23 protein-coding genes are annotated in these 26,738 nt (G+C 41.5%); 14 read left to right on the top strand and 9 right to left on the bottom strand.

Annotated elements, in window-relative coordinates:
* The first annotated feature begins 239 nt into the window (after positions 1-239).
* The 10 genes from acnB (at position 240) to B8983_RS10425 (ending at position 10,120) form a co-directional block, all read left to right on the top strand.
* The gene (gene acnB, locus B8983_RS10470) at positions 240-2,825 is read left to right on the top strand and encodes a bifunctional aconitate hydratase 2/2-methylisocitrate dehydratase (RefSeq protein ID WP_084284397.1); all 2,586 of its coding nucleotides are present in this window, start codon (positions 240-242) and stop codon (positions 2,823-2,825) included.
* Between the two features lie 84 nt (positions 2,826-2,909).
* Positions 2,910-3,314 (top strand): LexA family protein, encoded by a 405-nt coding sequence (locus B8983_RS10465; RefSeq protein WP_084284388.1) that lies wholly within the window; start codon positions 2,910-2,912, stop codon positions 3,312-3,314.
* On the top strand, positions 3,311-4,624 hold the full coding sequence (locus tag B8983_RS10460) for a Y-family DNA polymerase (RefSeq protein WP_084284381.1): 1,314 nt from the start codon (positions 3,311-3,313) through the stop codon (positions 4,622-4,624). Before B8983_RS10465 ends, B8983_RS10460 begins: the two co-directional genes overlap by 4 nt.
* Positions 4,625-4,759: 135 nt before the next feature.
* Positions 4,760-5,377, top strand: coding sequence for a peptidylprolyl isomerase (locus tag B8983_RS10455; protein WP_084284376.1), 618 nt, complete (start codon positions 4,760-4,762; stop codon positions 5,375-5,377).
* A gap of 8 nt (positions 5,378-5,385) precedes the next feature.
* A complete protein-coding gene (locus B8983_RS10450; RefSeq protein ID WP_084284374.1) occupies positions 5,386-5,955 on the top strand; it encodes an NUDIX hydrolase in 570 nt (189 codons plus the stop codon).
* Positions 5,948-6,682, top strand: coding sequence for a leucyl/phenylalanyl-tRNA--protein transferase (gene aat / locus B8983_RS10445; RefSeq protein ID WP_084284371.1), 735 nt, complete (start codon positions 5,948-5,950; stop codon positions 6,680-6,682). Before B8983_RS10450 ends, aat begins: the two co-directional genes overlap by 8 nt.
* An 18-nt stretch (positions 6,683-6,700) precedes the next feature.
* On the top strand, positions 6,701-7,453 hold the full coding sequence (locus B8983_RS10440; RefSeq protein ID WP_084284369.1) for an arginyltransferase: 753 nt from the start codon (positions 6,701-6,703) through the stop codon (positions 7,451-7,453).
* A 41-nt stretch (positions 7,454-7,494) separates the two neighbouring features.
* A complete protein-coding gene (locus B8983_RS10435) occupies positions 7,495-8,526 on the top strand; it encodes a quinone-dependent dihydroorotate dehydrogenase (protein WP_084284366.1) in 1,032 nt (343 codons plus the stop codon).
* Between the two features lie 130 nt (positions 8,527-8,656).
* Positions 8,657-9,427: an IclR family transcriptional regulator gene (locus B8983_RS10430; RefSeq protein WP_084284364.1), complete on the top strand. Its 771-nt coding sequence runs from the start codon at positions 8,657-8,659 to the stop codon at positions 9,425-9,427.
* Between the two features lie 12 nt (positions 9,428-9,439).
* Positions 9,440-10,120 carry a substrate-binding domain-containing protein gene (locus B8983_RS10425; RefSeq protein WP_084284361.1) on the top strand — a complete coding sequence of 227 codons (681 nt, stop codon included), beginning with the start codon at positions 9,440-9,442 and terminating at the stop codon, positions 10,118-10,120.
* A gap of 63 nt (positions 10,121-10,183) precedes the next feature.
* Here the strand turns inward: B8983_RS10425 and B8983_RS10420 are convergent, their stop codons facing one another.
* Genes B8983_RS10420 through B8983_RS10410 form a run of 3 tightly spaced genes read right to left on the bottom strand, consistent with a single transcriptional unit; the run spans position 10,184 to position 13,109 of the window.
* A complete protein-coding gene (locus B8983_RS10420) occupies positions 10,184-11,338 on the bottom strand; it encodes a serine hydrolase (RefSeq protein WP_084284359.1) in 1,155 nt (384 codons plus the stop codon).
* A 38-nt stretch (positions 11,339-11,376) separates the two neighbouring features.
* The gene (locus B8983_RS10415) at positions 11,377-12,273 is read right to left on the bottom strand and encodes a DMT family transporter (protein WP_084284355.1); all 897 of its coding nucleotides are present in this window, start codon (positions 12,271-12,273) and stop codon (positions 11,377-11,379) included.
* Positions 12,264-13,109: a histone deacetylase family protein gene (locus tag B8983_RS10410; RefSeq protein ID WP_084284591.1), complete on the bottom strand. Its 846-nt coding sequence runs from the start codon at positions 13,107-13,109 to the stop codon at positions 12,264-12,266. The genes B8983_RS10415 and B8983_RS10410 overlap by 10 nt, the downstream gene beginning before the upstream one ends.
* A 209-nt stretch (positions 13,110-13,318) precedes the next feature.
* Between B8983_RS10410 and B8983_RS10405 the strand changes: the two genes are divergently transcribed.
* On the top strand, positions 13,319-13,876 hold the full coding sequence (locus B8983_RS10405; RefSeq protein ID WP_159460888.1) for a phasin family protein: 558 nt from the start codon (positions 13,319-13,321) through the stop codon (positions 13,874-13,876).
* Between the two features lie 12 nt (positions 13,877-13,888).
* On the opposite strand, the gene B8983_RS10400 is transcribed toward B8983_RS10405, so the two are convergent.
* The 6 genes from B8983_RS10400 to aceE all read right to left on the bottom strand — a co-directional run bounded on the left by B8983_RS10400 (position 13,889) and on the right by aceE (position 22,386).
* Complete coding sequence (locus B8983_RS10400) at positions 13,889-14,332, bottom strand: protease inhibitor I42 family protein (RefSeq protein ID WP_084284351.1); 444 nt, start codon at positions 14,330-14,332, stop codon at positions 13,889-13,891.
* Positions 14,329-14,829: a hypothetical protein gene (locus tag B8983_RS10395; RefSeq protein ID WP_084284349.1), complete on the bottom strand. Its 501-nt coding sequence runs from the start codon at positions 14,827-14,829 to the stop codon at positions 14,329-14,331. The genes B8983_RS10400 and B8983_RS10395 overlap by 4 nt, the downstream gene beginning before the upstream one ends.
* Before the next feature lie 49 nt (positions 14,830-14,878).
* A complete protein-coding gene (purT, locus tag B8983_RS10390; protein ID WP_084284347.1) occupies positions 14,879-16,114 on the bottom strand; it encodes a formate-dependent phosphoribosylglycinamide formyltransferase in 1,236 nt (411 codons plus the stop codon).
* Between the two features lie 102 nt (positions 16,115-16,216).
* A complete protein-coding gene (lpdA, locus tag B8983_RS10385) occupies positions 16,217-18,031 on the bottom strand; it encodes a dihydrolipoyl dehydrogenase (RefSeq protein ID WP_084284345.1) in 1,815 nt (604 codons plus the stop codon).
* Between the two features lie 8 nt (positions 18,032-18,039).
* The gene (gene aceF, locus B8983_RS10380; RefSeq protein ID WP_084284342.1) at positions 18,040-19,677 is read right to left on the bottom strand and encodes a dihydrolipoyllysine-residue acetyltransferase; all 1,638 of its coding nucleotides are present in this window, start codon (positions 19,675-19,677) and stop codon (positions 18,040-18,042) included.
* 12 nt (positions 19,678-19,689) lie between these two features.
* Complete coding sequence (gene aceE / locus B8983_RS10375; protein ID WP_084284341.1) at positions 19,690-22,386, bottom strand: pyruvate dehydrogenase (acetyl-transferring), homodimeric type; 2,697 nt, start codon at positions 22,384-22,386, stop codon at positions 19,690-19,692.
* A gap of 307 nt (positions 22,387-22,693) precedes the next feature.
* On the opposite strand from aceE, the gene B8983_RS10370 reads away from it, so the two are divergent.
* The 3 genes from B8983_RS10370 to folD all read left to right on the top strand — a co-directional run bounded on the left by B8983_RS10370 (position 22,694) and on the right by folD (position 26,733).
* The gene (locus B8983_RS10370) at positions 22,694-25,111 is read left to right on the top strand and encodes a sensor histidine kinase (protein WP_159460887.1); all 2,418 of its coding nucleotides are present in this window, start codon (positions 22,694-22,696) and stop codon (positions 25,109-25,111) included.
* A 121-nt stretch (positions 25,112-25,232) separates the two neighbouring features.
* A complete protein-coding gene (locus tag B8983_RS10365) occupies positions 25,233-25,865 on the top strand; it encodes a response regulator transcription factor (RefSeq protein WP_084284336.1) in 633 nt (210 codons plus the stop codon).
* Between the two features lie 10 nt (positions 25,866-25,875).
* Complete coding sequence (folD, locus tag B8983_RS10360) at positions 25,876-26,733, top strand: bifunctional methylenetetrahydrofolate dehydrogenase/methenyltetrahydrofolate cyclohydrolase FolD (protein WP_084284333.1); 858 nt, start codon at positions 25,876-25,878, stop codon at positions 26,731-26,733.
* Positions 26,734-26,738 lie beyond the last annotated feature (5 nt).

The following is a 26,738-nucleotide window of genomic DNA, read 5'->3' as shown; positions in this document are numbered from 1 at the left end:
TTCAGACCATGATCCATCGGCAATTTCCCCGAATTTTCATCTCAAATGAGAAGAAAAAGCCATCCTCAGATCAAAATAAATCAATGCACCGATTTCAGTAGCTTTTTCTTGAATTGAATTCCCCGACTGGGCTTACAATATAGGTACTAATTGTAATTTTGTGATTTTTAATCACTTCAAAGACAATTTAAAATATTAGTAAAAATAAATTTTCGTTGTAAATTTTTCAGGAGAAATCGATGTTAGAAGCTTACCGCGCCCATGTTGCAGAACGTGCTGCATTGGGTATTCCCCCGTTACCATTGTCTGTAGCCCAAACGACCCAACTCGTTGAACTACTCAAAAACCCACCAGCAGGTGAAGAGACAACTTTGGTTGATTTATTAACCTTCCGTATTCCAGCGGGTGTGGACGACGCAGCAAAAGTAAAAGCTGAGTTTTTAGCAAAAGTTACTACTGGTGAGATGACTTCTCCCCTCGTGAGCAAAGTAAAAGCAACTGAGTTGCTTGGCACGATGTTAGGTGGTTACAACATTAAGCCTTTAATTGATCTATTAGCAGACGCTGAATGTGGTTCAACTGCTGCAAAGGCACTCAAAACGACTCTACTCATGTTTGATTATTTCCATGACGTACAAGAGTTAGCTGAAAAAGGCAATGCGAATGCGAAGGATGTAATGCAAAGCTGGGCAGATGCTGAATGGTTTACAAGCCGTCCAGAACTACCAGCAAGTTTAAAAATCACCGTCTTCAAAGTTTCTGGTGAAACGAATACAGATGATTTATCTCCAGCGCCAGATGCTTGGAGTCGCCCTGATATTCCATTACATGCCGTTGCCATGTTAAAAAATGCTCGCCCTGGTATTACCCCAGATGAGCCTGGTACAAAAGGTCCATTGAAACTCATCGAAGAACTCAAACAAAAAGGCAACTTGATTGCTTACGTTGGTGATGTGGTTGGTACTGGATCCTCACGTAAATCAGCAACCAATTCTGTCCTTTGGTATACAGGTCAAGATATTCCATTTGTACCAAATAAACGCTTTGGTGGTGTTTGTATTGGTAACAAAATTGCGCCAATTTTCTTCAACACGATGGAAGATGCTGGTGCATTACCGGTTGAGATGGATGTTAGCCAAATGGAAATGGGCGATGAAATTGAATTACGTCCTTTCGAAGGCAAAGCATTTAAAAATGGACAAGAAATTGCTAGTTTTGCACTCAAGTCCGATGTGATTTTTGACGAAGTTCGTGCTGGTGGTCGTATTCCTCTGATCGTTGGTCGTGGTTTAACGATGAAAGCGCGTAATGCCTTGGGACTCCCGGCATCTACTGTCTTCCGTTTGCCTCACGCACCGGCTGGTGATAACAAAGGCTTTACATTGGCACAAAAGATTGTTGGTCGCGCATGTGGCTTACCAGAAGGTCAAGGCGTACTGCCTAATTCCTATTGCGAACCCCATATGACAACCGTTGGTTCACAAGACACAACTGGTCCAATGACACGTGATGAATTAAAAGATTTAGCTTGCTTAGGCTTCTCTGCTGATTTAGTCATGCAGTCATTCTGTCATACTGCAGCTTATCCAAAACTCGTGGATGTCAAAACACACCGCGAATTACCAACCTTCATGACAAACCGTGGTGGTGTTTCTTTGCGTCCAGGCGACGGTATTATTCATAGCTGGCTCAATCGCTTATTACTTCCAGATACAGTCGGTACAGGTGGCGATAGTCACACACGCTTCCCAATTGGTATTTCTTTCCCGGCCGGTTCTGGTTTAGTCGCTTTTGCTGCTGCTACTGGCGTAATGCCACTCGACATGCCTGAATCTGTTTTAGTACGCTTTAAAGGCACAATGCAGCCTGGCGTTACTTTACGTGATTTAGTGAATGCCATTCCGATGTATGCCATTAAGGCAGGCTTACTCACTGTTGAGAAAAAGAACAAAAAGAATATTTTCTCTGGTCGTGTTCTAGAAATCGAAGGTTTACCAGACCTCAAAGTAGAACAAGCATTTGAATTATCTGACTCATCTGCGGAGCGTTCTGCAGGTGGTTGCGTAGTCCAACTCGGCCAAGAACCAATCATCGAATATATGCGTTCAAACGTTACTCTCATGAAGTGGATGATTGCTAATGGCTATGAAGATGCTCGTACCCTAGGTCGTAGAATTAAAGCGATGGAAAAATGGATGGCAAATCCACAGCTCCTCAAAGCAGATGCAAACGCAGAGTACGCTGCTGTGATTGAAATCGACTTGAACGATATTAAAGAACCGATTCTCGCTTGCCCGAATGACCCAGATGACGTCAAATTTTTGTCTGAAGTTGCCGGTAACAAGATTGATGAAGTATTCATTGGTTCTTGCATGACAAACATCGGTCATTTCCGCGCGGCTAGCAAAATTCTCGAAGGTCGTGATGATTTACCAACGCGTTTGTGGATTGCTCCACCAACTAAGATGGATGCCATGATTTTGACAGAAGAAGGCTACTATAGTACTTTTGGTAAAACAGGTGCCCGTATGGAAATGCCTGGTTGTTCACTTTGTATGGGTAACCAAGCGCAAATTCGTAAAGGATCTACTGCCGTTTCAACCTCTACACGTAACTTCCCAAATCGTTTAGGTTTAGATACTCAGGTTTACTTGGCTTCAGCCGAACTTGCGGCAGTATGCGCTTTGCTCGGTAGAATTCCAACGACCGCTGAATACCTCGAAAAACATCATATTTTGATTAGTCAATCTGCAGAGATTTATCGTTATATGAACTTCGATCAAATCAGTGAGTTCAAAGAGTTAGCTGACACTGTTACCGAGTAAATCAACAATCTTAATTGTTGCTTATAGTAGTTGATGTAATTTCATAGGTTTTGGCATATACTGTATAAATAAACAGTATATGCCATGCCAAAAACTCTCAAATCCGAACTCTATCCCCTTTTTAGTTGCTCTATTTCAGCAGGATTCCCTTCGCCTGCGAGTGACTATATTGACCAACGTCTAGATCTCAATCAGTATCTTGGAATGCATTCTGAAGCGACATTTTTTTTGCGCGTTCAAGGTGACTCCATGCAAGGTGCCGGTATCTTTGATGGCGATTTACTGATCGTAGATCGATCAGTACAAGCAAAATCAGGTAATGTAGTCATTGCTGTTGTTGATGGTGAGTTCACCGTTAAACGCCTACAACGGCGTGGCGGTATCACTTGGTTAAAGGCTGAAAATCCAGCATACCGACCGATTGAATTCAAAGATGGTCAAGAGCTAGAAATTTGGGGAGTCGTTTCCCATGTGGTACACAAGCCATGATCTTTCCGACAAAAAAAGCCATCGCTCTGATTGATGGCAATAATTTTTATGTCTCTTGCGAACGTGTATTCAATCCTAGCTTAGAGAATAAGTCGTTAGTGATTCTCTCGAACAACGATGGCTGCATCGTCTCTCGGAGTCAGGAAGCAAAAGATTTGGGCATTGGTATGGGTATCCCCTTTTTCAAGGTAAAACCTCTCATCGCCAAAAATCAATTGCAATGGCTGAGTTCCAATTACACACTCTATGGCGACATGAGCGCCAGAATGATGGCAACTTTAGCCGAGTTTGCACCTGAGCAAGAGATTTACTCGATTGATGAGTGTTTTTTAAATTTATCAGAAGTGATTAGTCCAGATGAACAGATTCCTTATGGAAAAAAAATTCGGGCGAGAGTCCAGCAGTACTTAGGCTTACCTACCTGCGTGGGGATTGGACCATCCAAAACATTGGCAAAATTAGCCAACCACATTGCCAAAAAAAATCATCAGTTTGCAGGTGTTTTTGCTTGGGCTAGCTTACCCTTCACTGAGCAAATTGACTGGTTACAAAAAATCGCCGTTACAGAAGTTTGGGGGGTAGGTAGAAAAATTGGCGCCAGTTTAGAAAAAATGGGAATTCAGACAGTTTATGACTTACAACAAGCCGATAGTGAAATGATTCGACGTCGATTCTCCGTCGTGATGGCTCGAACCGTCAACGAATTAAAGGGCATCTCTTGTATTGCGATGACCGACATTGTTGACACAGAAAGAAAGCAACAAATTATTTCGAGTAAGAGTTTTGGCTCTCCCGTCCGAGAGCTCTTACATTTACAAGAAGCAGCGGCAAGTTATGTGAGTCGTGCAGCTGAAAAATTACGGTTACAAAATAGCGTTTGTCACTATGTCACCGTCTTTATTCACACGAATCCATTTAAATCGCAAGAACCACAATACCGCAACCAAATTACGGTTCCTCTCTCGATTGCTAGTGCGGATAGTCGACGCCTGATTAAGGCCGCACTATTTGGTTTACAACAAATTTACAGAGCAGACTTTACCTATAAAAAAGTAGGCATCATTCTTTCTGATTTAAGAGATGCAGCGCACCATCAAAACGACTTATTTACGCAGATTGATGAAACGAAATCACACCAAGTCATGCAAACGATGGACTTACTCAACCAACGTTTTGGCGCAAACACATTAGCTATCGCAGGTACCGGCATCATGGCAGCTGGCAATCAACACTGGCGCATGCGTGCCAACCATAAAAGTCAACGCTTTACCACCTGCTGGCAAGAGATACCAATCGCACGTGCTTCCTAATAGCTTCAAGCCAACTACAACTATACTAAGTAATGACTAAAAACGGCTAAAATCAAAGTAATTCTGTAAAAAATGTTAATCCAATTTTTTCGCTAAACTATTTCACTAAATTATTCCTCATAGGACCTACGTAATATGCAATTTTCTGTTATCACTAAAATACTCGGCAAACAGTTCGCTAAACTAAGCCTTGCAGCTCTTGTCGCTGGCAGCCTTAGTTTATCAATCGCCTATGCACAAAGCGCTAAGTCACTCCCACAGGTTCAATTCACAACCAACATGGGGCAATTTACCGTAGAACTAGAGCCAGAAAAAGCGCCTAAAACTGTTGCAAATTTTTTAGCCTATGTAAATAGTGGTTTTTATACGGGTACCATTTTTCATCGTGTCATCAATGGGTTCATGGTACAAGGCGGTGGTTTCACGAAAGAATTAGTACAAAAACCAACACGCGCACCGATCCCAATTGAGTCTGATAACGGCTTAAAAAATACGAAGTACTCCATTGCGATGGCTCGGACGAGTGATCCTAATTCTGCCACAGCTCAGTTTTTTGTAAACGTCAAAGACAATGCGATGCTCGACTACCCAAGTCGTGATGGCTTTGGCTATACTGTATTTGGACGCGTGGTTGCAGGGATGGAAACAATCGATAACATTAAATTTGTGGATACCAATGTACATATTCCAACGCGTATGAGTGACGTACCAGTCAAAGCAATCGTGATTGAGTCAGCAAAAGTAATTAAATAAAAAAGCACATGAAATACTGTTCTCTTTGCGGCAACTCTGTAGAATTTAAGGTTCCACAGGATGACAATCGCTCCCGCTTTATTTGCCAATCCTGTGGTGAGATTCACTATCAGAATCCTAAAAATGTCGTTGGAACGATTCCTATTTTTGAGCAAAAAATTTTACTATGCAGGCGTGGTATCGAGCCTCGCAAAGGTATGTGGACATTACCAGCCGGCTTTTTAGAGTTAGATGAAACCACAGCGCAAGGTGCGCATCGCGAAACGATTGAGGAAGCTGGTGCAGAAATCGAGATTGGCCCTCTCTTTTCCATTTTGAATGTCGCACATATTGGACAAGTCCATTGGTTTTATCTAGCAAAAATGACTAGCCCCCACTTTAGTCCGTTCACTTCTGAAAGTTTAGAAGTCGCGATGTTTGATGAAGAAACAATTCCATGGGACGACATCGCATTTTTGACAGTGAAAACGACTCTTCAATGGTTTTTTGCTGACAGAAAAGCTGGGAAAATTATTTTTTCAGACGCCATGCCAACGCATCAAATTGATTTAAAGCCACTAATTCGCATGAATGAATGAGTATCCAATTTACTTAAGCCCAGATGACCCCTTACCACTGCCAAGGCGCTTTACATCGAATCCTCAGTTCCCTGATGGCTTAATTGCCGTCACTGACTCCATAAGCCCTGAACGACTCATTGAGGCTTACCATAAAGGTATTTTTCCTTGGCCGAGTGAAGACTTTCCTATTCTTTGGTGGTTTACTTCTCCAAGAATGACATTACGTCCAGAGAATATGACGATTCGACGTAGCTTGAGAAAAAAAATTCAACAAGTTTTACACAATGCGGAGTGGGAAATCAAAGTGGATACGGCATTTGAAGAGGTGATCAGCTCCTGTGCTAATAGCCCAAGATACGGACAGAATGGCACTTGGATTACCCCAGAAATCAGAGCAAATTATATTGAACTCTCTCGCCAAGGAATTGCCCATAGCGTGGAAACCTGGTACCGAGGAGAATTAGTGGGTGGCCTCTATGGCATTAATTTAGGTCAGATGTTTTATGGTGAGTCGATGTTCATGAAAATAGCCGATGCCTCAAAAATTGCTTTAGCGGCACTCTGTGCCAAGTGTATCCAAGTGCAAATTCCATTAATAGATTGTCAGCAAGAAACCAACCACCTGACGTCATTAGGGGGCCAATTAATGGATAAAACCTCATTTTTAGATACGATTGAAGTATTAACTACAAAACCATCACCACAGTGGGGGTTTGATAAACAAGTATTGGCATATTGGCTGTAATACTTGGTAAAATCATTTATGACGAATCTTCATGACTTCCCGATTAAATCGTTGCAGTTTTATGCAACGTCCCCTTATGCGTGTAGTTATTTACCCAATTTAGAAGCTAGATCACAAGTCGTCACCCCAGCCCAATTCATTACTACCGAGGTTTATAACAACCTTATTCTCGCAGGCTTTCGTCGGAGTGGTCATTTCACCTACCGACCGTACTGTGACCATTGCAAAGCCTGTATTGCCTCCAGAGTCAGAGTAGATCAATTCAAAGCAACTCGGAGTCAAAAAAGAGCCTTTCATAAGCACCAACACTTAACTGCACACATTCTACCTTTACAGTTTGTTGCCGAACACTTTCAACTGTATCAACAATATTTAGCAACTCGCCATACCCCGATGGACGATCAGACACCACCAACAAGTACGAGTGATGAAGAGGAGCAATATCGACAATTTCTCATTCAATCTCATATAGACTCCTATTTAGTAGAATTTAGAGAGGGCTCTACTCTACGAATGGTCAGTGTCATCGATCAAGTAAAAGATGGTATCTCCTCCGTCTATACTTTTTTCGATACAACGCTCGCACATAGCAGTTTTGGTACGTACGGTATTCTTTGGCAAATTGAATATGCCAAAAAACTCAAGTTGCCCTATGTCTATTTAGGATACTACATTGAACAAAGCAAAAAAATGTCCTACAAAATGCAGTATCAACCCTTAGAGGGTTTAATTGATAATCAGTGGACGGTATTAGCTCATCAACTAGCCTAAATTTATCAGCTTCAAGTACAAAATCCATTACACTAAACACTATGGATCCATATTCGTTTATTCGCCCTATTTTATTTCGTTTTGCCCCTGAAAACGCCCACCATCTCAGCTTAGATAGCTTATCTTTTTTACATCGACATCAACTCTTAAGCCCATTTATTCATCAACCGAGCTCTGTACCTACGAATTTATGTGGCTTACAGTTAGATAACCCGGTTGGTCTTGCCGCTGGTTTAGATAAAGATGGCAAATATATTGATGCACTAGCTGCACTAGGTTTTGGTTTTCTAGAGATTGGTACTGTTACACCGCGCCCACAGGCTGGGAATCCTTTACCTAGGATGTTTCGACTGACTAAATCAAAAGCAATCATTAACCGCATGGGATTTAATAATGATGGTGTAGAGGCTTGTATTAAGCGAGTTGAAGCTTCTTCCTTCTACCAGGAAGGTGGCATTCTAGGATTAAATATTGGGAAGAATGCTACGACGCCAATTGAAGAGGCGCACACTGATTATGTGATTGGATTGAGGTCCGTATACCCTTACGCATCCTACATCACCATTAATATTTCTTCACCGAATACAAAAAACCTTCGACAACTTCAATCAAATAATCAGTTGTACTTTTTGTTAGAGCAAATTTCAATTGAACGAGAAAAACTCATTCAACAATTCGGCAAACGTACGCCTATCTTCTTAAAAATTGCTCCAGACTTAAATCTAGAGGAAATAGATACCATTGCTCAATACATTGAACAATTTCAAATTGATGCGCTGATTGCGACCAACACAACGATTTCGCGCGACAAGATTGCCGGTGAGAAACAACAAGCAGAGGCTGGAGGTCTCTCTGGCGAACCTCTGTCAGAGCTATCCAACAAAATCATTAAACAATTCCACCATTTACTCCACGGTAAAATTCCAATTATTGGCGTCGGTGGAATTATGACTGGCACAGATGCTCTCGAAAAGAAATTAGCTGGAGCGAACGTCATACAACTTTATAGCGGATTAATTTATCGGGGTCCCCACCTCATCCAAGAGTGTATTTCAGCGATGGACCCAAATTAAAGAAAGAACCATCAATACCGAGAATTAATCATTTCAAACTTTTTTATCGTGAGTTGACCTTTCATGATGTGCAATTTTCTATAATGAAGTTACAATAAATGAATGATTAACGTCAACTCAAATTTCAACTATGACTACCGGTAAGACTGCAATACAAGTCATCGAAAGAATGATGAACTTGTTGGATGTTTTAGAAACTTTTGACGAGCCTTGCTCTTTAAAAATTTTGGCTGAATCCACAGGGTTACACCCCTCTACAGCCCATCGAATATTGAATGACATGGTTGCCTGTCGATTAGTAGATCGATCTGAAGGTGGGTCTTACCGACTAGGTTTGCGTCTTCTAGAGCTCGGTACACTCGTTAAGGCACGCTTATCAGTACGGGATGCTGCTCAACTGCCAATGAGAGCCTTACATAAATTAACCGGTCAAACCGTTAACTTGTCTGTGCGGCAAGGTGATGAGATTGTTTACATTGATCGTACCTATAGTGAGCGATCGGGTATGCAAGTTGTCCGTGCAATTGGTGGCCATGCCCCACTACATTTAACCTCAGTAGGAAAGCTATTCTTAGCACAAGATGATACGTCTCGAGTACGTGCTTATGCGACCAGAACTGGACTAGCTGGGCACACAAGAAATAGCATTACTCAGATAGCAGAATTAGAAAAAGAACTGGCTGAAGTCATGAAAAACGGGTCTGCTAATGACGATGAAGAATTGGAATTAGGGGTTAGTTGTATGGCCGCAGGTATTTATGACGATAGCGGTAAGCTAGTTGCCGGGCTATCCCTGAGCGCCCCAACCGATCGACTCCAGCGGGATTGGAATAAACCTTTATTAGAGACTGCCTTACAGATCTCGAAAGGGATCGGATTTAAAATTCGCGACGACAAATAGAACCTAAAAATCATGATAAAAATATATTCTTCAACTGCGTTTAAATCAATACTCCCTACTTTACTCAATGAGTTTGAGAAACAGAACGGTATTTCAACTTCCGTTGATTTTGGCACATCGAACAACATTCTCGACCGCCTTCACCAAGGTGAATCTGCCGATTTAATGATCTTGACGCATGAAGCAATCAATACCCTGATTGACACAGGTTACTGTAAAAAAGGAACCTTGAAAGATCTTTGCAAAACCAGTATTGGCTTAGCAATTGCGGCAGAAGCTAGCACACCAAATATTCAAACTACCGAAGATTTTGTCCAGGCAATTTTAGCAACATCGAGTATCGCTTTTACGACAAAAGGTGCCAGCGGCGTTTATTTTAGAGGTTTAATTGAACGCCTAAATGTTTTAGATCAAATCATACCCAAAGCGATTACTCCTGAAGGAGGCTTAGTTGCAGAACTAATTCTTGCTGGCAAAGCACAGATGGCAATTCAATTAATCAGTGAACTCAAAGCGGTACCTGAGGTTCAACTCGTTGGTCCACTACCTCCAGAGATCAATCAAACCACCGTATTTACGGCTGGTATTGGTATTCATTCAGTTCAAACCGAAGTGCTTGAAAAGCTTTGCGCCTTTTTAACCAATTCGTCAAATCAAACGCTTTTAATTGAAAAAGGCTTACATCCAATTTAAGCTCCATTTGATCTTCAAACACTGGTAGCAAACGCATGGCAGCAGTTGTAACGCATGCCCGCGTTAGTGGTTGTTTTGTAAGAGACTCTCAATCGTCTGATGACTAAACGGCTGACTAGCAGGGGTAGATGTATTCGATAGACTCGGCATCAAACTACTCGAGCCAATGCTTCCACTCCCCTTTAAGGCCAATTTACGCATCGCCTTTACATCTGGCTGATCATCAATCCACTGTTTTACACGAACTGCATCGGCAAAGCGCGACTGACTACCCTGTGAGTCTAAAAAAACCATAATGTAGGGCTTATTATTCACAAATGCTTGCATCACCAAACATCTACCAGCCTCAGAGATGTAACCAGTTTTCTGGAGGCCAATGAGCATATTCCCAGAACGGACTAACCGGTTACTACTAATAAAATCTTGCATGCGGTTATTAATGAACTTCGAATACTCTGGCGTAGTAGAAAATTCCCTGATCATTGGGTACTGTGACGCCGCATGCACCATGAGCGCTAGATCTTCCGGAGAGGACACATTTTTACTCGTTAATCCAGTCGGATCTTGAAAGGAGGAGTGTGACATCCCAATTTCTTTCGCTTTACGATTCAGTGCATCCATAAAGGCATCGATACCACCTGGGTAATTCCTTCCCAAGGTATATGCAGCGCGATTTTCTGATGACATTAAGGCTAATAAAAGCGCTTCTCGACGAGTTAGCTCTGTGCCCTTGACCAAACGTGATTTATGATAAATGGCTACATCTTCATCATTAATTTTTAGGGTTTCGTCTAAATTTAAATGACTATCTAAAACCGTCATCGCCGTCATTAGTTTAGTAATAGATGCAATTGGTAAGATTGCATTTGCATTTTTTTCAAATAGAACTTCTTGGTTCAGTTGATCAACCACAATCGCAGCATTTGATTTAAGATTCAGGACATCAAAATGCTTGCCTAAACCCATGGCAGTGCCTAAAGAAACTCTCTTTGTTAGAGTATTTGAAGTTTCTCGAGGTAATACTGAGGTTCTAACCTCCCTGACATTTTTAGGTCTCTTCTCTGCTTTCTTACGTTCAGTCGACTGTTTTGTATTGGTTACCTGCTTATTTTTAGTTGGCGCAGTATCTTCCGCTGATTTCGATAAACCAGGTATGGGGAAAATTACGGTAAGGCAAACGGTAAGTAGTACAGGAAGGATTAAATATTTTTTTTTCATTCGCTCATCAAATGTATTAAGAAAACTACGGTGCAATTTTAAACGCGAAACAAGATTCTTTTTAAATTTTGTAACGAAATATTCTGATTCACGATTAAAACCCCTAACATGGTGATAAAAGTCCCAATGATAATCAAAATAGAGAGTTTTTCATCAAATAAAACCCAGGCCATTAAAGCAGTAGTAGGCGGAGTTAAATACATTAAGCTACTCACCTTCGTCGCATTCCCCTTTTGAATTAGAAGAAATAACAATGTCATTGCTCCAATCGAAATACAAACAATACCCCACACTAAAGCACCAATCATGGAAACTGTCCAATCAATTTGCCTGGTTTCAAATAAAAAAGCACCGATCGTTGCGAGCAACGCACTGGTTGCAAATTGAATCGTCGAACCAGTCCGCAGATCAAATTGCGGACAAAATTTCTTTTGATACATAGTGCCACCCGTAATGGCTATTAAAGCAACCGCATTAAAGAGTAAATTCATCACGGAAACACCTGCAGTATCAATCTTTGCATAAACCACCAAAAAGACGCCTAATAAGCCAAGCATGAGCCCAACCCATTGGGTTCTGGAAACTTTTTCGGCTAAAAACGAAGCAAAGACAGCCGTTAAAATCGGTTGTAACCCCACAATAAGAGCCGATAAACCAGCAGGCATGCCCTGCCGAACCGACATCCATACACCGCCTAAATAAAAAAATTGGATAAGGGCACCTGCCACCGCAAGATGCCTTGCTTGCTTCCAAGTTGGCCAAGGTGCCTTAAACCACAAGATAAAAGGAACTAAAATCAGCAACACACCAGTAAATCGAAGAGCTAAAAATGTCATCGGTTCTGAGTATGGCATACCGTATTTTGCAATGATAAAGCCAGTACTCCAAATAATAATAAAGACTGGGGCAAACCAATTAGGATTTTTTATTTCCACAAATTTCCAATAGCAAGTTCAATTGTTTTTGTATGTATCGCAACCGTCTCTCTGATTTCTTTACCATAACCTCCGGCCATTGCTACGGCAATTGGCAATGACAGCTCTTTAGCCCAATCGAAAACTAGACGATCTCTCTGCGCCAAACCCTCAAGAGATAAATTTAAACGCCCTAATCGATCTCCAGCATAAGGGTCTGCACCAGCTAAATAAATAACAAATTCAGGACAGAATGATTTTACTTGATGGAGTCCTCTCTTTAACTCACTGAGATAAAAAATATCATTACAACCATCTACCAATGGAATATCTAAATCACTCAACTCTTTTCGAAAGGGAAAGTTTTTTTCACCATGCATTGAAAAGGTAAAGATCGAAGGGTCCTCTTTTAAAATCGAAGCAGTACCATTCCCTTGATGCACATCTAAATCGACGATAGCAACTCGCAAGGCATGCCCCAGCTCATCGGACAGATTTTTTTGCATGACTCTAGCGGCAATCGCGGCATCATTAAAGACACAAAACCCACTACCTTTATCTGCGTATGCATGATGAGTACCGCCAGCCAAATTAGCAGAAACACCGTCATACCAAGCGGCTTGGCAAGCGGCAAGGGTCGCCCCTGCGGATCTTGCCGAACGTACCACCATTTCTGGGCTCCAGGGAAAACCAATTTCACGAATTTGAGCATCAGATAAAGTTCCGCCAAAAACAGCATCTATGTAATGTTCATCATGCGCTAGTGCAATTTGATCTCGCGACGCCAATGGTGCCTCGACCATTTGAATTGGTGATAAATCCTCGACAGATTTGCGCAGTAAAGCATATTTCTCCATCGGGAATCGATGACCATTTGGTAAGGGTAGTACAAACTGATCCGTATAAAAAAGAGAAATTTTGCGCAATGGAGTCGAATTTTAAAGAAATGTTGATAGATAGGATGAAGGTCTTTAGATTATTTTCCCATATTCACGGTTTCAGTATTACACTGAGGTGGTATATAAATCAATCTTGTTATCCTTGTTCATCTAATTTCAAAGGACTTATGATGGTTCTCACGCCAGAACAAATCATTGCAGCGAACAAAGCTAACTTAGAAACGCTCAATAGCCTAACTAAAAATGCTTTTGTTGGCGTTGAAAAACTTTTAGAGTTGAATTTGCAAGTTGTCAAAACGGTGATTCACGAACACCTAGAGCATATTCAAGCAACCGCCAATGTAAAAGATGCACAAACATTACTCAGTATGCAGGCACAATTTCTGCAGCCCTTCGCAGAAAAAATGACGTCGTATAGTCGACACCTTCAAAACATTAGTAATGAAACGCAATCTGCAATGCGATCGACAGCTCAAGAAGAAATGAGGGCACGCTCAACTAACCTTAAAAATTTAGTTTCAGAAATCTCAACGACTCCTCCGACCAGTGGTGAACAGATGGTCGGATCCATCAAGCAAGCGATTGCAAATGCGAATCAAGTGTATGAGTATTCGCAACAGGCGATTCAGCAAGTGATTGAGATTTCGTCTCAACAGAGACAAACATTAAAAGATACGGCCTTCAAAGTAAGCGAAGAGTTTTCCAAATTAACGACCAAAAAATAAATAATTCGTAACTCAAGAAGGTAAAATTTCCAAGCGAATTTGATAGGTAGTTATCGGTAATTGCTCTTTTTCCCAAGGTCGAATATTGTGCCATTGCAAGACATAAATACCCGGGCAATTATTTGCTAGTATTTCCCATTCCTGTAGTCCCGGAGCACCAATTTGTGGGATTGAATGATTACTTGGCGTATCTTTCACAAATACACCATCTCTCAATACAATCAAACAGTTCGCAGCTTTTGGCGGCAAATTTAAGAACCATCGAAAACCTGTTGAAGGATTACTAGGTACTTGAATCACAAGGTGCGATGTTGCAGACAGCACCACGGTTGAGATGCCCGAGCCTAATAATACGGGGCCAGTTGGTCGATACACAAGAGACTTTCTACTATTCTCAAAACTAGAGCATGAGCCCAATAAAACTAGCACAATCAAGCAAATAGTTAGTCTGCTCATGATGTTTTCATTAAACCGATGGCTTTTTGTATCAGTAATCCACGATAAATCATATACCCGCCAGCGAAGGTAAAAACAGTTACAAACAACTGTTCAATGAACATCGGCGATTGAATGACATAAAAATAAATATAAAAAGTGAAGCCAAGAAGGAGAACACCCAAACTTAAATTTAGCCACCAAATGGAACTATGTTGTGAAATGTTTTGAGTATGATTTTTAAAGCTTAATACATGTAGTTGACCATTTTTTTCCGTCCCACAGACAGAAATTTGATCCCCATTTTTAATCATGACTGAATCTGAAAATTCAGCCACAATTTGTTTTCCTTGAATTCGAAATTGAGCTCGATAAGTTGTTCGAATACTATCCATTGTCGACGGATCGTTTGAACTCGGATCTTTTTGAATTTCAATGTCTTCTGAAAAATGATCAACAGTCCCTGAGTAAACTAAAAGAGATGATCCAGTTAAAAGTTCAGGGTTAAAAAATTTCACAAAAATTCCTAATAATGGTAATCGATTTGAAAAACCCTTATTTCAGCATTTAAGGACTTGATGGCTTCACAGTTTGGATACTAGCACTTGCCAATTTAGCAACTTCTCGCGCGCGATCAGTATCCTCGGCACTCGCCAAAGCAACACCCATCCGACGTTTTAAAAATGCCTCTGGTTTGCCAAAAAGTCTAATGGCAACTTTTGGTAAGGAAAGCGCTTTTTCAAGGCCAGAAAAGCCAATCCCTTTTTCATTCATACCACCATAGATTACTGAACTAGCGGCTGGAGTTTTGATTGAAACATCAACTGGGAGACCTAATATCGCCTTCGCATGTAATTCAAACTCACTCTGCGTCTGACTAGCTAGGGTAACAAGGCCGGTATCATGGGGTCTTGGACTCACTTCGGAGAACCATACATCATCACCTTTAACAAACAATTCCACCCCAAATATACCTCTGCCACCGAGATTATCTGTCACCTTTTTAGCAATTTCTTGCGATTTTTTTCTAGCTGATTCAGTCATCTGCATAGGCTGCCAGCTTTCCACATAATCACCATTTTTTTGTACATGACCGATTGGCTCGCAAAATGCAGTAATCGCTTCACCACTCGCATCCAAAGTTCGAACGGTTAATTGTGTAATCTCGTAATCAAAATCAATCATCCCTTCCACAATGACTTTACCAGCATCTACTCGGCCTGCAGAAGCCGCATATTCCCATGCCTTCGCAACATCTTCAGGACCATCTAATTTTGACTGACCTTTTCCTGACGATGACATGACTGGCTTCACAAAACATGGATAACCAATACCGTTGTCAATCGCCTGCTGTAATTCATTGAGACTAGAAGCGAAATGATATGGTGAAGTAGGCAAGCCCAACTCTTCGGCGGCAAGCCTTCTGATCCCCTCACGATTCATCGTTAAAAAGGTTGCTCGTGCGCGAGGAATCACTTCAACCACCCCTTCTGCCTCTAATTCCATTAAAGTTTGTGTAGCAATGGCCTCAATCTCAGGCACAATCATATGGGGTTTTTCAAGCAGAACCAAAGCCTTTAGAGCCTGACCATCAGTCATATCAATCACATGTGAACGATGTGCTACTTGGTGACCAGGTGCATTTGGATATCGATCAACGGCAATCACTTCAATGCCAAAACGTTGCAATTCAATAATAACTTCTTTGCCAAGTTCACCACAGCCCAACATCATTACACGAATAGCATTCTGAGTTAATGGAGTGCCAATGATTGGAAAACGCGGATAGGAATGTTCAGCCATGATATTTCTCATAAAAAAAAGACATGAGGTTATTTTCCCATGTCTTTACTGACAACATTCAATTTTCGAGTACTTCACACCATTTAGAGCACTTATCCGTTGTTATTTCTTCCGAGTTGGTGGTAAATCCGTACAGGAACCATGAGCAACTTCAGCCGCTAATCCCACTGACTCACCCAAAGTCGGGTGCGGATGAATGGTTTTACCAATATCAACAGCATCAGCGCCCATTTCAATTGCTAAACAGACCTCTCCAATGAGATCACCTGCATTGGTACCAACAATCCCGCCACCAATGATGCGATGAGTTGCCTCATCAAACAAGAGTTTGGTGAAACCCTCACTCCGCCCATTTGCAATTGCACGGCCACTTGCAGCCCAAGGGAATAGACCTTTGGTATAGGCAATCCCCTTCTCTTTACATTGTTCTTCAGTTAGCCCTGCCCAAGCCACCTCAGGATCTGTATAAGCCACAGATGGGATTTGCTTGACCTCAAAATAAGACTTGAGCCCGTTTGCAGCTTCTGCAGCAACATGCCCTTCATGTACAGCCTTGTGAGCCAACATTGGCTGACCAACAATATCTCCAATCGCAAAGATATGCGCTACATTGGTTCTCATTTGCTGATCAACTGGAATAAAGCCACGCTCATCAACCAATACGCCGGCTTGATTCGCAGCAATTTTTTTGCCATTTGGCGTTCTACCAACAGCTACTAATACGAGGTCATAACATTGTGCATCTGAAGGCGCCTTATCCCCTTTAAACTGCACCCAAATACCATCTTCTTTCGCGGTAGCAGAGGCGGCACTAGTATTTAACATGACTTGATTAAAACGGCTCAAGTTCATTTTTTCCCAGACTTTCACTAAATCTCTATCAGCGCCGGCCATCAGTGTATTGGATAATTCGACAATATCAATTTTGGCACCGAGGGAACTATAGACGGTAGCCATTTCCAAGCCAATAATTCCTCCACCAATGACTAACATACGCTTTGGAATAGATGAAAGTTTTAAGGCACCGGTACTATCAACCACTCTTGGGTCAACTGGCAAGAAAGGTAACACGACAGATTGACTACCAGCCGCAATAATCGCTTTCTCAAAGCGCACTACTTCTTTCTTCGTTGTTAAATCCCAGCCACTACCTTCAGTGAGAGTCACTTCAAGGTGATTGGCATCCAAAAACACCCCAACACCACGAATCGTCTGTACTTTACGCGCCTTCGCCATCCCAGCCAGACCCGAGGTCAATTGACCAATAACGGCATCTTTATGAGCTCTTAAAGCATCTAAATTCACCTGCGGCTCGCCATATGAAATACCGTGGCTAGACATTGCTTTTACTTCTTCCATTACCGCTGCGGTATGTAATAGGGCTTTGGATGGAATGCAACCAACATTTAAACAAACGCCACCCAAGGTTGAGTAGCGTTCTACCAAAATTGTTTTCATTCCAAGATCAGCAGCTCTAAATGCCGCACTATAACCACCAGGACCAGACCCTAAAACCAGTAATTGACATTCATGCTCAACAGGACCTTGGTAAGCACCAGCTTGAGCTACAAAAGTTGCAACTGGTATAGGGGCAGTAGGCGTTGGCGCAGTCACAGTTGTCGAATTAGGAGTCGCTGTCGCAACTGCCGGTTTACTTGTGTTAGTTGTTGCCTCTTGACTTAAAGGCTCAACATGAACTACCACTGTGCCCTTACTAATTAAATCGCCAATTTTCACATCAATGGATGTCACTTTACCAGCAACATCACTTGGTACTTCCATCGTCGCTTTATCTGATTCAAGCACCATTAAAGGCTGCTCTACTTGAATCAAATCACCGACTTTTACTAATATTTCTATCACCGGTATCTCGGCAAAATCCCCAATATCTGGTACTTTAATGGCGAAAGATTCCATAATGATCCTTATAAGGTAACGCGACGGAAGTCACTTAAGAGTTCAGCGATATAGGCATTAAAGCGCGTCGCTAACGCACCATCAATCACTCGGTGATCTGCGGTCAACGATAGCGGACAAATTAATTTCGGATTAAATTGTTTACCGTCCCAAATGGGCTTCATAGCGGCTTTGCTCACACCTAAAATGGCTACCTCTGGCGCATTAATAATTGGTGCAAAATAAGTACCACCAATACCACCTACCGATGAAATCGTAAAACAAGCTCCCTGCATCTGATCCGGTTTTAACTTACCATCTCTAGCTAATTTCGCCAATTCACTTGTTTCCTGGGCAATTTGCATGACACCTTTTTTGTCTACATCCTTAATCACAGGAACAACTAAGCCATTCGGTGTATCTGCAGCAAAACCAAGATGAAAATACTTCTTCAAAATTAGCTCGTCACCATCTAAAGAGCTATTAAACTCTGGATATTTCTTAAGGGCTTGTACACAAGCCTTCATTAAAAAGGCCAAGAGGGTTACCTTCACACCAGACTTCTCATTGCTCTTATTCGTCTCAACCCGAAAACTCTCGAGCAAAGTAATATCAGCATCTTCGTGATAGGTCACAGCAGGAATCATCGCCCAGTTTCTGGCCAAGTTAGCCGCAGAAATTTTCTGAATTCTTGATAGTGGCTTGGATTCAATTTCACCAAACTTTTTAAAATCAACTTTTGGCCAAGGTAGTAAATTTAACCCTCCAGACGCAGGAGTTGGACTCGTTGCGCTGGTCGTTTTTGGACTTGTTAAAATTTGTTTTATAAAATCTCTTACGTCATTTTGCGTAATTCTGCCCTTTGGCCCCGTACCAGTAATTTGACGAATATCAGCGCCTAACTCACGAGCATATTTTCTAACCGTTGGACTAGCATGACTTACCGTTGCATTCACAACAGGCATAGAAGTCACAGCCGTGGTTCCAGATGTTGCGACTGGAGATGACTGAACTTGCACGACAGGTACTGGCGGCTGGTTAGCTGATGGGTTTGCCACATTCACAGGAGCAATAGTAGGCGCAGGTGCTGCCGAGGTACTAGATGCTGCTGACTCTAAAAGAATTACTACACTTCCTTCGGATACCAAATTACCCAATTGCACTTTCACTTCTTTAACAACCCCAGATGCTGAACTTGGCACATCCATCGTAGCCTTATCAGACTCCAAAGTAATCAGTGATTGTTCAGCTTTGACAACATCTCCAACTTTGACATGAATTTCAATGACGGGAATATCTTTATAGTCCCCAATATCAGGCACACGAACTTCGATTGCTTGATGAGCTGTGGAAGCACTTACGGCCTGTGCAGAAGGCACTGCGACTGGAGCCGCCTGCACGGGAGTTGCAACTTGAACTGTAGCACTTACTTCCTCGAGGACTAACACAACAGTTCCCTCAGAAACATTATCACCAAGTTTGACTCGTAATTCTTTCACAACCCCAGATGCTGAACTTGGCACATCCATAGTTGCCTTATCAGACTCGAGGGTAATGATGGATTGCTCTGCCTTTACAGTATCGCCCACCTTGACATGGATTTCGATCACTGGAATATCCTTGTAATCGCCAATGTCAGGTACTTTGATTTCGGTTAAATTCGTCATGACTATCACTCCTTAAACGGACATTGGGTTTGGTTTACTAGGATCTAATTCATACTTAGCAATCGCTTGCGCCACCACTTTGGCTTCTAGTTTGCCATCATCAACCAACGCCTTTAAGGCAGCGACAGTAATCCAACGACGGTCAACCTCAAAGAAATGTCGTAGATTCTCACGGGTATCCGATCTACCAAATCCGTCAGTTCCCAAGACTGTATAACGTTTACCAGCTTGTTGAATCGCTGGACGAATTTGTTCTGCAAATGCACGAATGTAATCAGTAGCTGCAATCACCGGGCCAGCATGATCCTTCAAACAGGATTCGACATGAGATAACACCGTTGGCTCAGTAGGGTTTAATAAATTGGTTCTAGCGACCCTTTGAATATCTCGTCCTAATTCGGTAAAGCTTGGACAACCCCAAATATCGGCAGCAACGCCCCACTCTTCTAATAACATTTCAGAAGCGAAAATTACTTCTCTGAAAATGGTGCCACTACCTAATAACTGTACCTTTAATTTAGCTTTTGCAGTCCCAGTACTTGATAGGTGATACATACCTTTCAAAATGTCTTGCTCAGCGCCCTTAGGCATTGCTGGATGAGCATAATTTTCATTCATGAGAGTAATGTAGTAATACACATCCTCTTGTTCAGTTAGCATTCGGCGCATACCTTCTTGAATCACCACTGCTAATTCAAAGCTAAAGCTTGGGTCGTAACTCACGCAGTTAGGAATTGTGGCACTCCATAAATGACTATGGCCGTCCTCGTGTTGGAGACCTTCACCATTCAAAGTTGTTCTACCAGCAGTACCACCTAGTAAGAACCCACGTGAACGCATATCAGCCGCAGCCCATGCTAAGTCGCCAATCCTTTGGAAACCAAACATTGAGTAAAAAATATAAAACGGCAACATCGGTACGCCATGAGTTGAATAGGAAGTCGCTGCAGCAATCCAATCGCACATGGCCCCGGCTTCATTAATCCCCTCTTGTAATATCTGTCCAGTTTTATCTTCTTTATAGAACATTAACTGATCACGGTCTTGAGGTTCATATAGCTGACCAATATGACTCCAAATACCTAATTGACGGAACATACCTTCCATACCGAAAGTTCTAGACTCATCCGGGACGATTGGTACTACCCGTTGGCCAATTTCTTTGTCTTTGATGATCATATTCAGCATACGGACAAAAGCCATCGTCGTAGAAATTTCTCTACCCTCTACTGTAGCCTGACACAGCGCTGCAAACGTTTCTAAGGTAGGCACATTCATGGATTCCGCTTTAGAACGTCTTTGCGGTAAATAACCACCTAACTCCATCCTGCGATTACGCATGTACTCCAACTCTGGACTACCTTCAGCAAATTTCAGATAAGGTACGTTTTCTAAATCCTCATCTTTTACTGGCAAACGAAAACGATCTCGGAATGCTTTGACATCTTCCATGCCCATTTTTTTCTGCTGGTGAGCAATATTCATCGCCTCGCCAGAACTTCCCATGCCATAACCTTTGATTGTCTTAGCAAGAATCAAGGTTGGTTGACCTTTATGATTTGCAGCGGAATGAAATGCCGCAAAAACCTTATGGGGATCATGTCCGCCACGATTCAAATTCCAAATATCTTCGTCGCTCCAATCAGCGACTAGTTCTGCTAGCTCAGGAGTATTAAATACCTTAGCTCTTACATAAGCACCATCTTTAGACTTTAAAGTTTGATACTCACCATCAACGATTTCACCGAGTCTTTTCATTAAGATACCCTTTTTGTCTCTTGCAAAAAGCGCATCCCAATGCGTACCCCAAATCACTTTGATGACATTCCAACCGGAACCGCGAAACTCTCTTTCTAGTTCCTGAATAATGCTACTATTTCCGCGGACTGGACCATCAAGTCTTTGCAAATTGCAATTAATCACAAAGATCAAATTATCCAAATGCTCACGACCAGCCATACCAATGGCACCTAAGGATTCAGGCTCATCCGTTTCGCCGTCGCCTAAAAATGCCCAAACCTTACGGCCTTCTGTTTTCGCTAAGCCACGGTCATCCATATACTTCATGAACCTAGCTTGATAGATTGCCATGATCGGACCAAGGCCCATTGAAACAGTTGGAAACTGCCAGAAATCAGGCATCAGCCATGGATGAGGATAACTAGAAATGCCTTTTCCGCCGACTTCTTGACGGAAATTATCTAATTGCTCCTCAGTTAAACGTCCCAACATAAAAGCTCTGGCATACACGCCAGGAGCAGAATGGCCTTGAACAAAAATTAAATCACCACCATGTTGCTCAGATGGAGCATGCCAGAAGTGGTTATAACCGACATCATAAAGAGTTGCTGCCGACTGAAAAGAAGAAATATGACCACCCACATTAGTCGATTTATTAGCCCGCAACACCATCGCCATGGCATTCCAGCGGGTATATGATCGAATCGTATGTTCAATTTCTTGATCGCCAGTAATACGTGCTTGTCGTTCTACCGGAATTGTATTGATATAAGGAGTCTCGGCATGAAAGGGTTGGTCTACACCATTAATCCTCGCATATGAAATTTGTTGATCAATTAGAAAAGCAGCTCGACTGGTACCCTCAGCTTGAATGACCCCCTGAATGGCTTCTAACCACTCTTTTGTTTCTACTGGATCAATGTCAGACTGATTATCAATTGAGCCCAATTGCTCTGGAATTGTTGCCATTTTAATCTCCACTTTAAGTTGTTGAATTAGTCTAAGATTTGGTAAAAAAAAACACAAGAACTATTTCACATTCCGAAGTTATTTTTTATATTATGAAATATAACTATTATTCAATGAAGTTATTCTTTGCATCTTTTGAAAAAAACTTCTCGAAGATTCGCGAATGAAGCAAAATGACTAGATGATATTTAAACTTAAAAAAATACTGCCACTTAGGCTTTGGTCGAAGCGAACAAAATCAACGCAACTTTTTTCACATCAATCCGTAGATTATCTTTACACACCTATTATTGCAAGCATGCTTTTTATGGTTGCGATGTTTACTATTTTGTGGACACTCAACAATCAAGAAACTAGACAAGTAGAAATCACTTTATTTCGAGATGTTGATTATTCAGAACAAAGAATTCAAGTGAACTTTGATGAAAACGAAGAAGAGTTTTTAATCCTCAGTAAGGTATTTAACGAAAACGTCTCCAGTTCAACCATAGAGTTTTATCAACGCACTGGAGATTTACTCTCTAGACATACTGAAATTTTACAAATTAGAGCAATCTCTACTGATAATACGAGCACTCTTAAATACCCAATTAATGGTGCAGCAGATTGGACTACCGGACCTGTAGTCAAAAACATCATCCAAGATAACTATCAGGAAACTCTTCAAGAGGCATTGAAGTCAGGCAATGGGCAATATGGGCATCTATTTAGCCTTGACTCAGTCAGTTCTAATCAAGCGATTAATCGTAATCGTTCATTAGTCTTTTGGTATGTCCAACCAGCTCAAATATTTAGTACTACAAACCACCATATTGCTGTTTTGTATTCTATGCCAGCACTTTTAAACCGTATCATTCCCAAAGATATTTTGAGTCGTCATCGCTTCACGGTGTTGAATGAGAATCGCCAACCGATCTTAAGTTTGTCTGAAAAAAACCTAGCAAAGGTGCATGCCAGTCATCAAGTTCGATTATCTAAGTTTCCAGAAAGTATTGCACTCCAAGCCGAAAGCTACCCCTCTCCAAGTAATATTAATTATCAAATGCTCTATTGGTTGGTGATCGGCTTAAGCGCTTATGTAATATGGAGTTTTTGGTCAATCTGGCGACACATGAAGTCACGGCAGGATATTCAAAAAAACCTTATCAAGGAAACTAATTTTCGACGTGCTATTGAAGAGTCCAACCCTGTTGGGTTAAGAGTACACGACATGGACGGGAAAATTAATTATGTAAATCCTGCATTTTGCAAAATGGTTGGCTGGACTGCAGAGGAACTATCCGGAAAATATCCCCCTTTCCCATTTTGGTCCAGTGAAGAAGAAGTTAGCAATAACATGCTGAAGCTTGATGATGCCTTTAAAAACAAAACTGGCTCGGTAAAAGGAATTGAAGCTACGATTACAGCTAAAGATGGTAAAAAAATTGCTGTCAGAAATTTTGTATCCCCCATGATCGATGCAAGAAATCGTCAAACGGGGTGGATCAATTCCTTAATTGATATTTCTGAACCACAAAGAATTCGTGAAGAATTAGCGATTTCTCAACAACGATTTATTACGGTACTGGAAGGTTTAGATGCCGCCATTTCAGTAATTAATCCTAAAAATGGTGAATTATTATTTACGAATGGCTTATATCGAGAAATGTTTGGTAACTCGGCAAAAGCGCATATGCAATTAATTGGGAATGAGTCGAACCTAATCAACAATGATTTGGCGGATGACGATAGTATTGATATTTATGCTGGCTTACCATCAGTTATGCTGACACCAATTACGGGGGACTCGATTGAAGTTCAACTGCCATCCCATAATGAAAACTGGTATGAAGTACGCAGGCGGTATATCCCCTGGACCGATGGTCATTTAGCTCAATTGCTAATTACAACGGACATTACCCTGAGGAAACAGACGGAAGAAAATTTAAGGAAGCAAGAAGAAAAACTGCAATTCTCTAGTCGTTTGACAACCATGGGCGAGATGGCTTCATCGATTGCCCATGAGTTAAATCAACCTCTCGCGGCTATTAATAATTACTGTATGGGAGTCATTACACGGGTAAAGAACTATGCAGATCCCACGTTTCAGTCAGAGATATTACCCGCCCTCGAAAAAGCTTCCGCACAAGCATTACGTGCTGGGACGATCATCCAACGTATTAGAAATTTCGTAAAAAGAAGTGCTCCGCAAAGAATTATTTGCCGAATCGAAGATATTATTCAACAATCTATTGAACTTGCAGAAATTGACTCCAAAAGGTATAACCTAGAAATTAGGTCACTGTTACCTACTGATTTACCAGACTGTTTTGTTGACCCTGTTCTCATTGAACAAGTCATTGTCAACTTGCTAAAAAATGCGATCGACTCGATGCGGAGTTCAACACCTGTGCATCTGAGATCCATGTCACAACCAATTTATTTAATTGTCGATTTCGATAAGTCATCACCCCATGAAATGTTAAGAATTCGAATTGTCGACAATGGTCTAGGGATCAATTCAGCTTTGATTCCCCGTATTTTCGAACCTTTTTACAGTACTAAAACTGAAGGTATGGGCATGGGCTTGAATATTTGTCGCTCAGTGATTGAGTCTCACCAAGGTCGCCTTTTTGTGGTCAATAATAACGATGAGGCAATTCAAGAGGTTAATTCGGAAAGTTATTTAGCCCGCGAGAGTGGCTGTACTTTTGTGGTGCTCTTACCAACAGAGACTATTTCTTAACAAAAAATACTTCAATGTTTAAGGCTTTAAGTAAATGCAGTTGTTTTATGTGGTGTTTTTTTTAACAATTTTTCAAAATCGTTTTAAACTAAGGTTAAATTCACTCTAAATCATATTAAATATGTCGACAAATGAAAAAACGCGTGAAATCATTTATGTTGTAGATGATGATGAAGCAGTCCGTGATTCCTTAAGCTGGTTACTAGAAAGTAGTGGCTATTATGTAAAGTGCTTTAGTAGTGCTGAGCGTTTTTTACAAACAGTCGTTGGGAATGATCGTGAGATTACTGCTTGTGCCATTTTAGATGTTCGCATGCCTGGCATGTCAGGCCTAGAGTTGCAAGAACATTTATTGGCTGAGTCCATACCAATGCCAATCGCTTTTATTACCGGTCATGGCGATGTTACTATGGCCGTCTCAACGATGAAAAAAGGTGCGATTGATTTCATTGAAAAACCTTTTAATGAAAATGAACTCCATACTTTAGTTGAGAAAATGCTCATTCAGGCACGCTCTTCCTACAAAAACGCGAATTTACAAAAAAATAATCAAAATTTACTGAGTAAACTCACTGGACGAGAAAGACAAGTTTTAGAAAGAATTGTTGCTGGTCGATTAAACAAGCAAATTGCCGATGATTTAACCATCTCAATTAAAACTGTCGAAGCACACCGAGCCAACATTATGGAGAAACTCAACGTGAATACTGTAGCTGACTTACTGCGCTTAGCGCTGTCAGAAAAAACTTCTTAAAAATGAAACTATGCCCGCAAAAATAATAGATGGTAATGCCCTATCGAAACAACTACGCACTGAAATAGCTACAAACTCCGCAATATTAACTGCAAAAGGAACAAAACCAGGATTGGCTGTAGTTCTGGTCGGCAGTAACCACGCAAGTCAGATTTATGTCAGAAATAAAATCAAGGCCTGTCACGATGCCAATATTTATTCTGAACTAATCAATCTTGATGAAAATACATCCCAAGTAGATTTACTCAGAATCATTCATGAATTGAATGAAAATCCCAGCATTCATGGCATTTTGGTACAACTTCCACTTCCGGCTCACATTGACTCTTATTCCGTTCTTGAATCGATTAGCCCCAATAAGGATGTTGATGGCTTCCATGTGGCTAATGCTGGGGCGTTAATGACCGGTAAACCATTATTTATCCCTTGTACACCCTATGGCTGCATGAAGATGTTGGAAAGCATTGAATACCCGATTCGTGGCGCAAGGGCGGTAATTGTAGGCGCTTCCAACATCGTTGGGAAGCCAATGGCAATGTTACTGTTACAAGCTGGGGCAACAGTCACGATCTGCAACAGTAAAACCAAAGATTTATCGGCTCACACCAAGGAGGCAGATATTCTAGTGGTGGCGACCGGCAAACCAAAAATGATTCTTGGTCAGATGGTCAAACCAGGAGCTGTTGTGATTGACGTAGGCATTAATCGTTTACCGGATGGCAAACTTTGTGGGGATGTAGATTATGATGAAGTGAAATACGTTGCTGGTTGGATCACCCCAGTACCAGGTGGCGTTGGACCAATGACCATCACAATGCTGTTACAAAATACGCTTGAAGCCGCTGAACACTTTCATCAAACAAGATAATCACT

Source organism: Polynucleobacter kasalickyi (assembly GCF_900176405.1).
In the GTDB taxonomy this organism is placed as follows: Bacteria; Pseudomonadota; Gammaproteobacteria; order Burkholderiales; family Burkholderiaceae; genus Polynucleobacter; species Polynucleobacter kasalickyi.
This window is presented reverse-complemented; position numbering and strand designations above follow the sequence as displayed.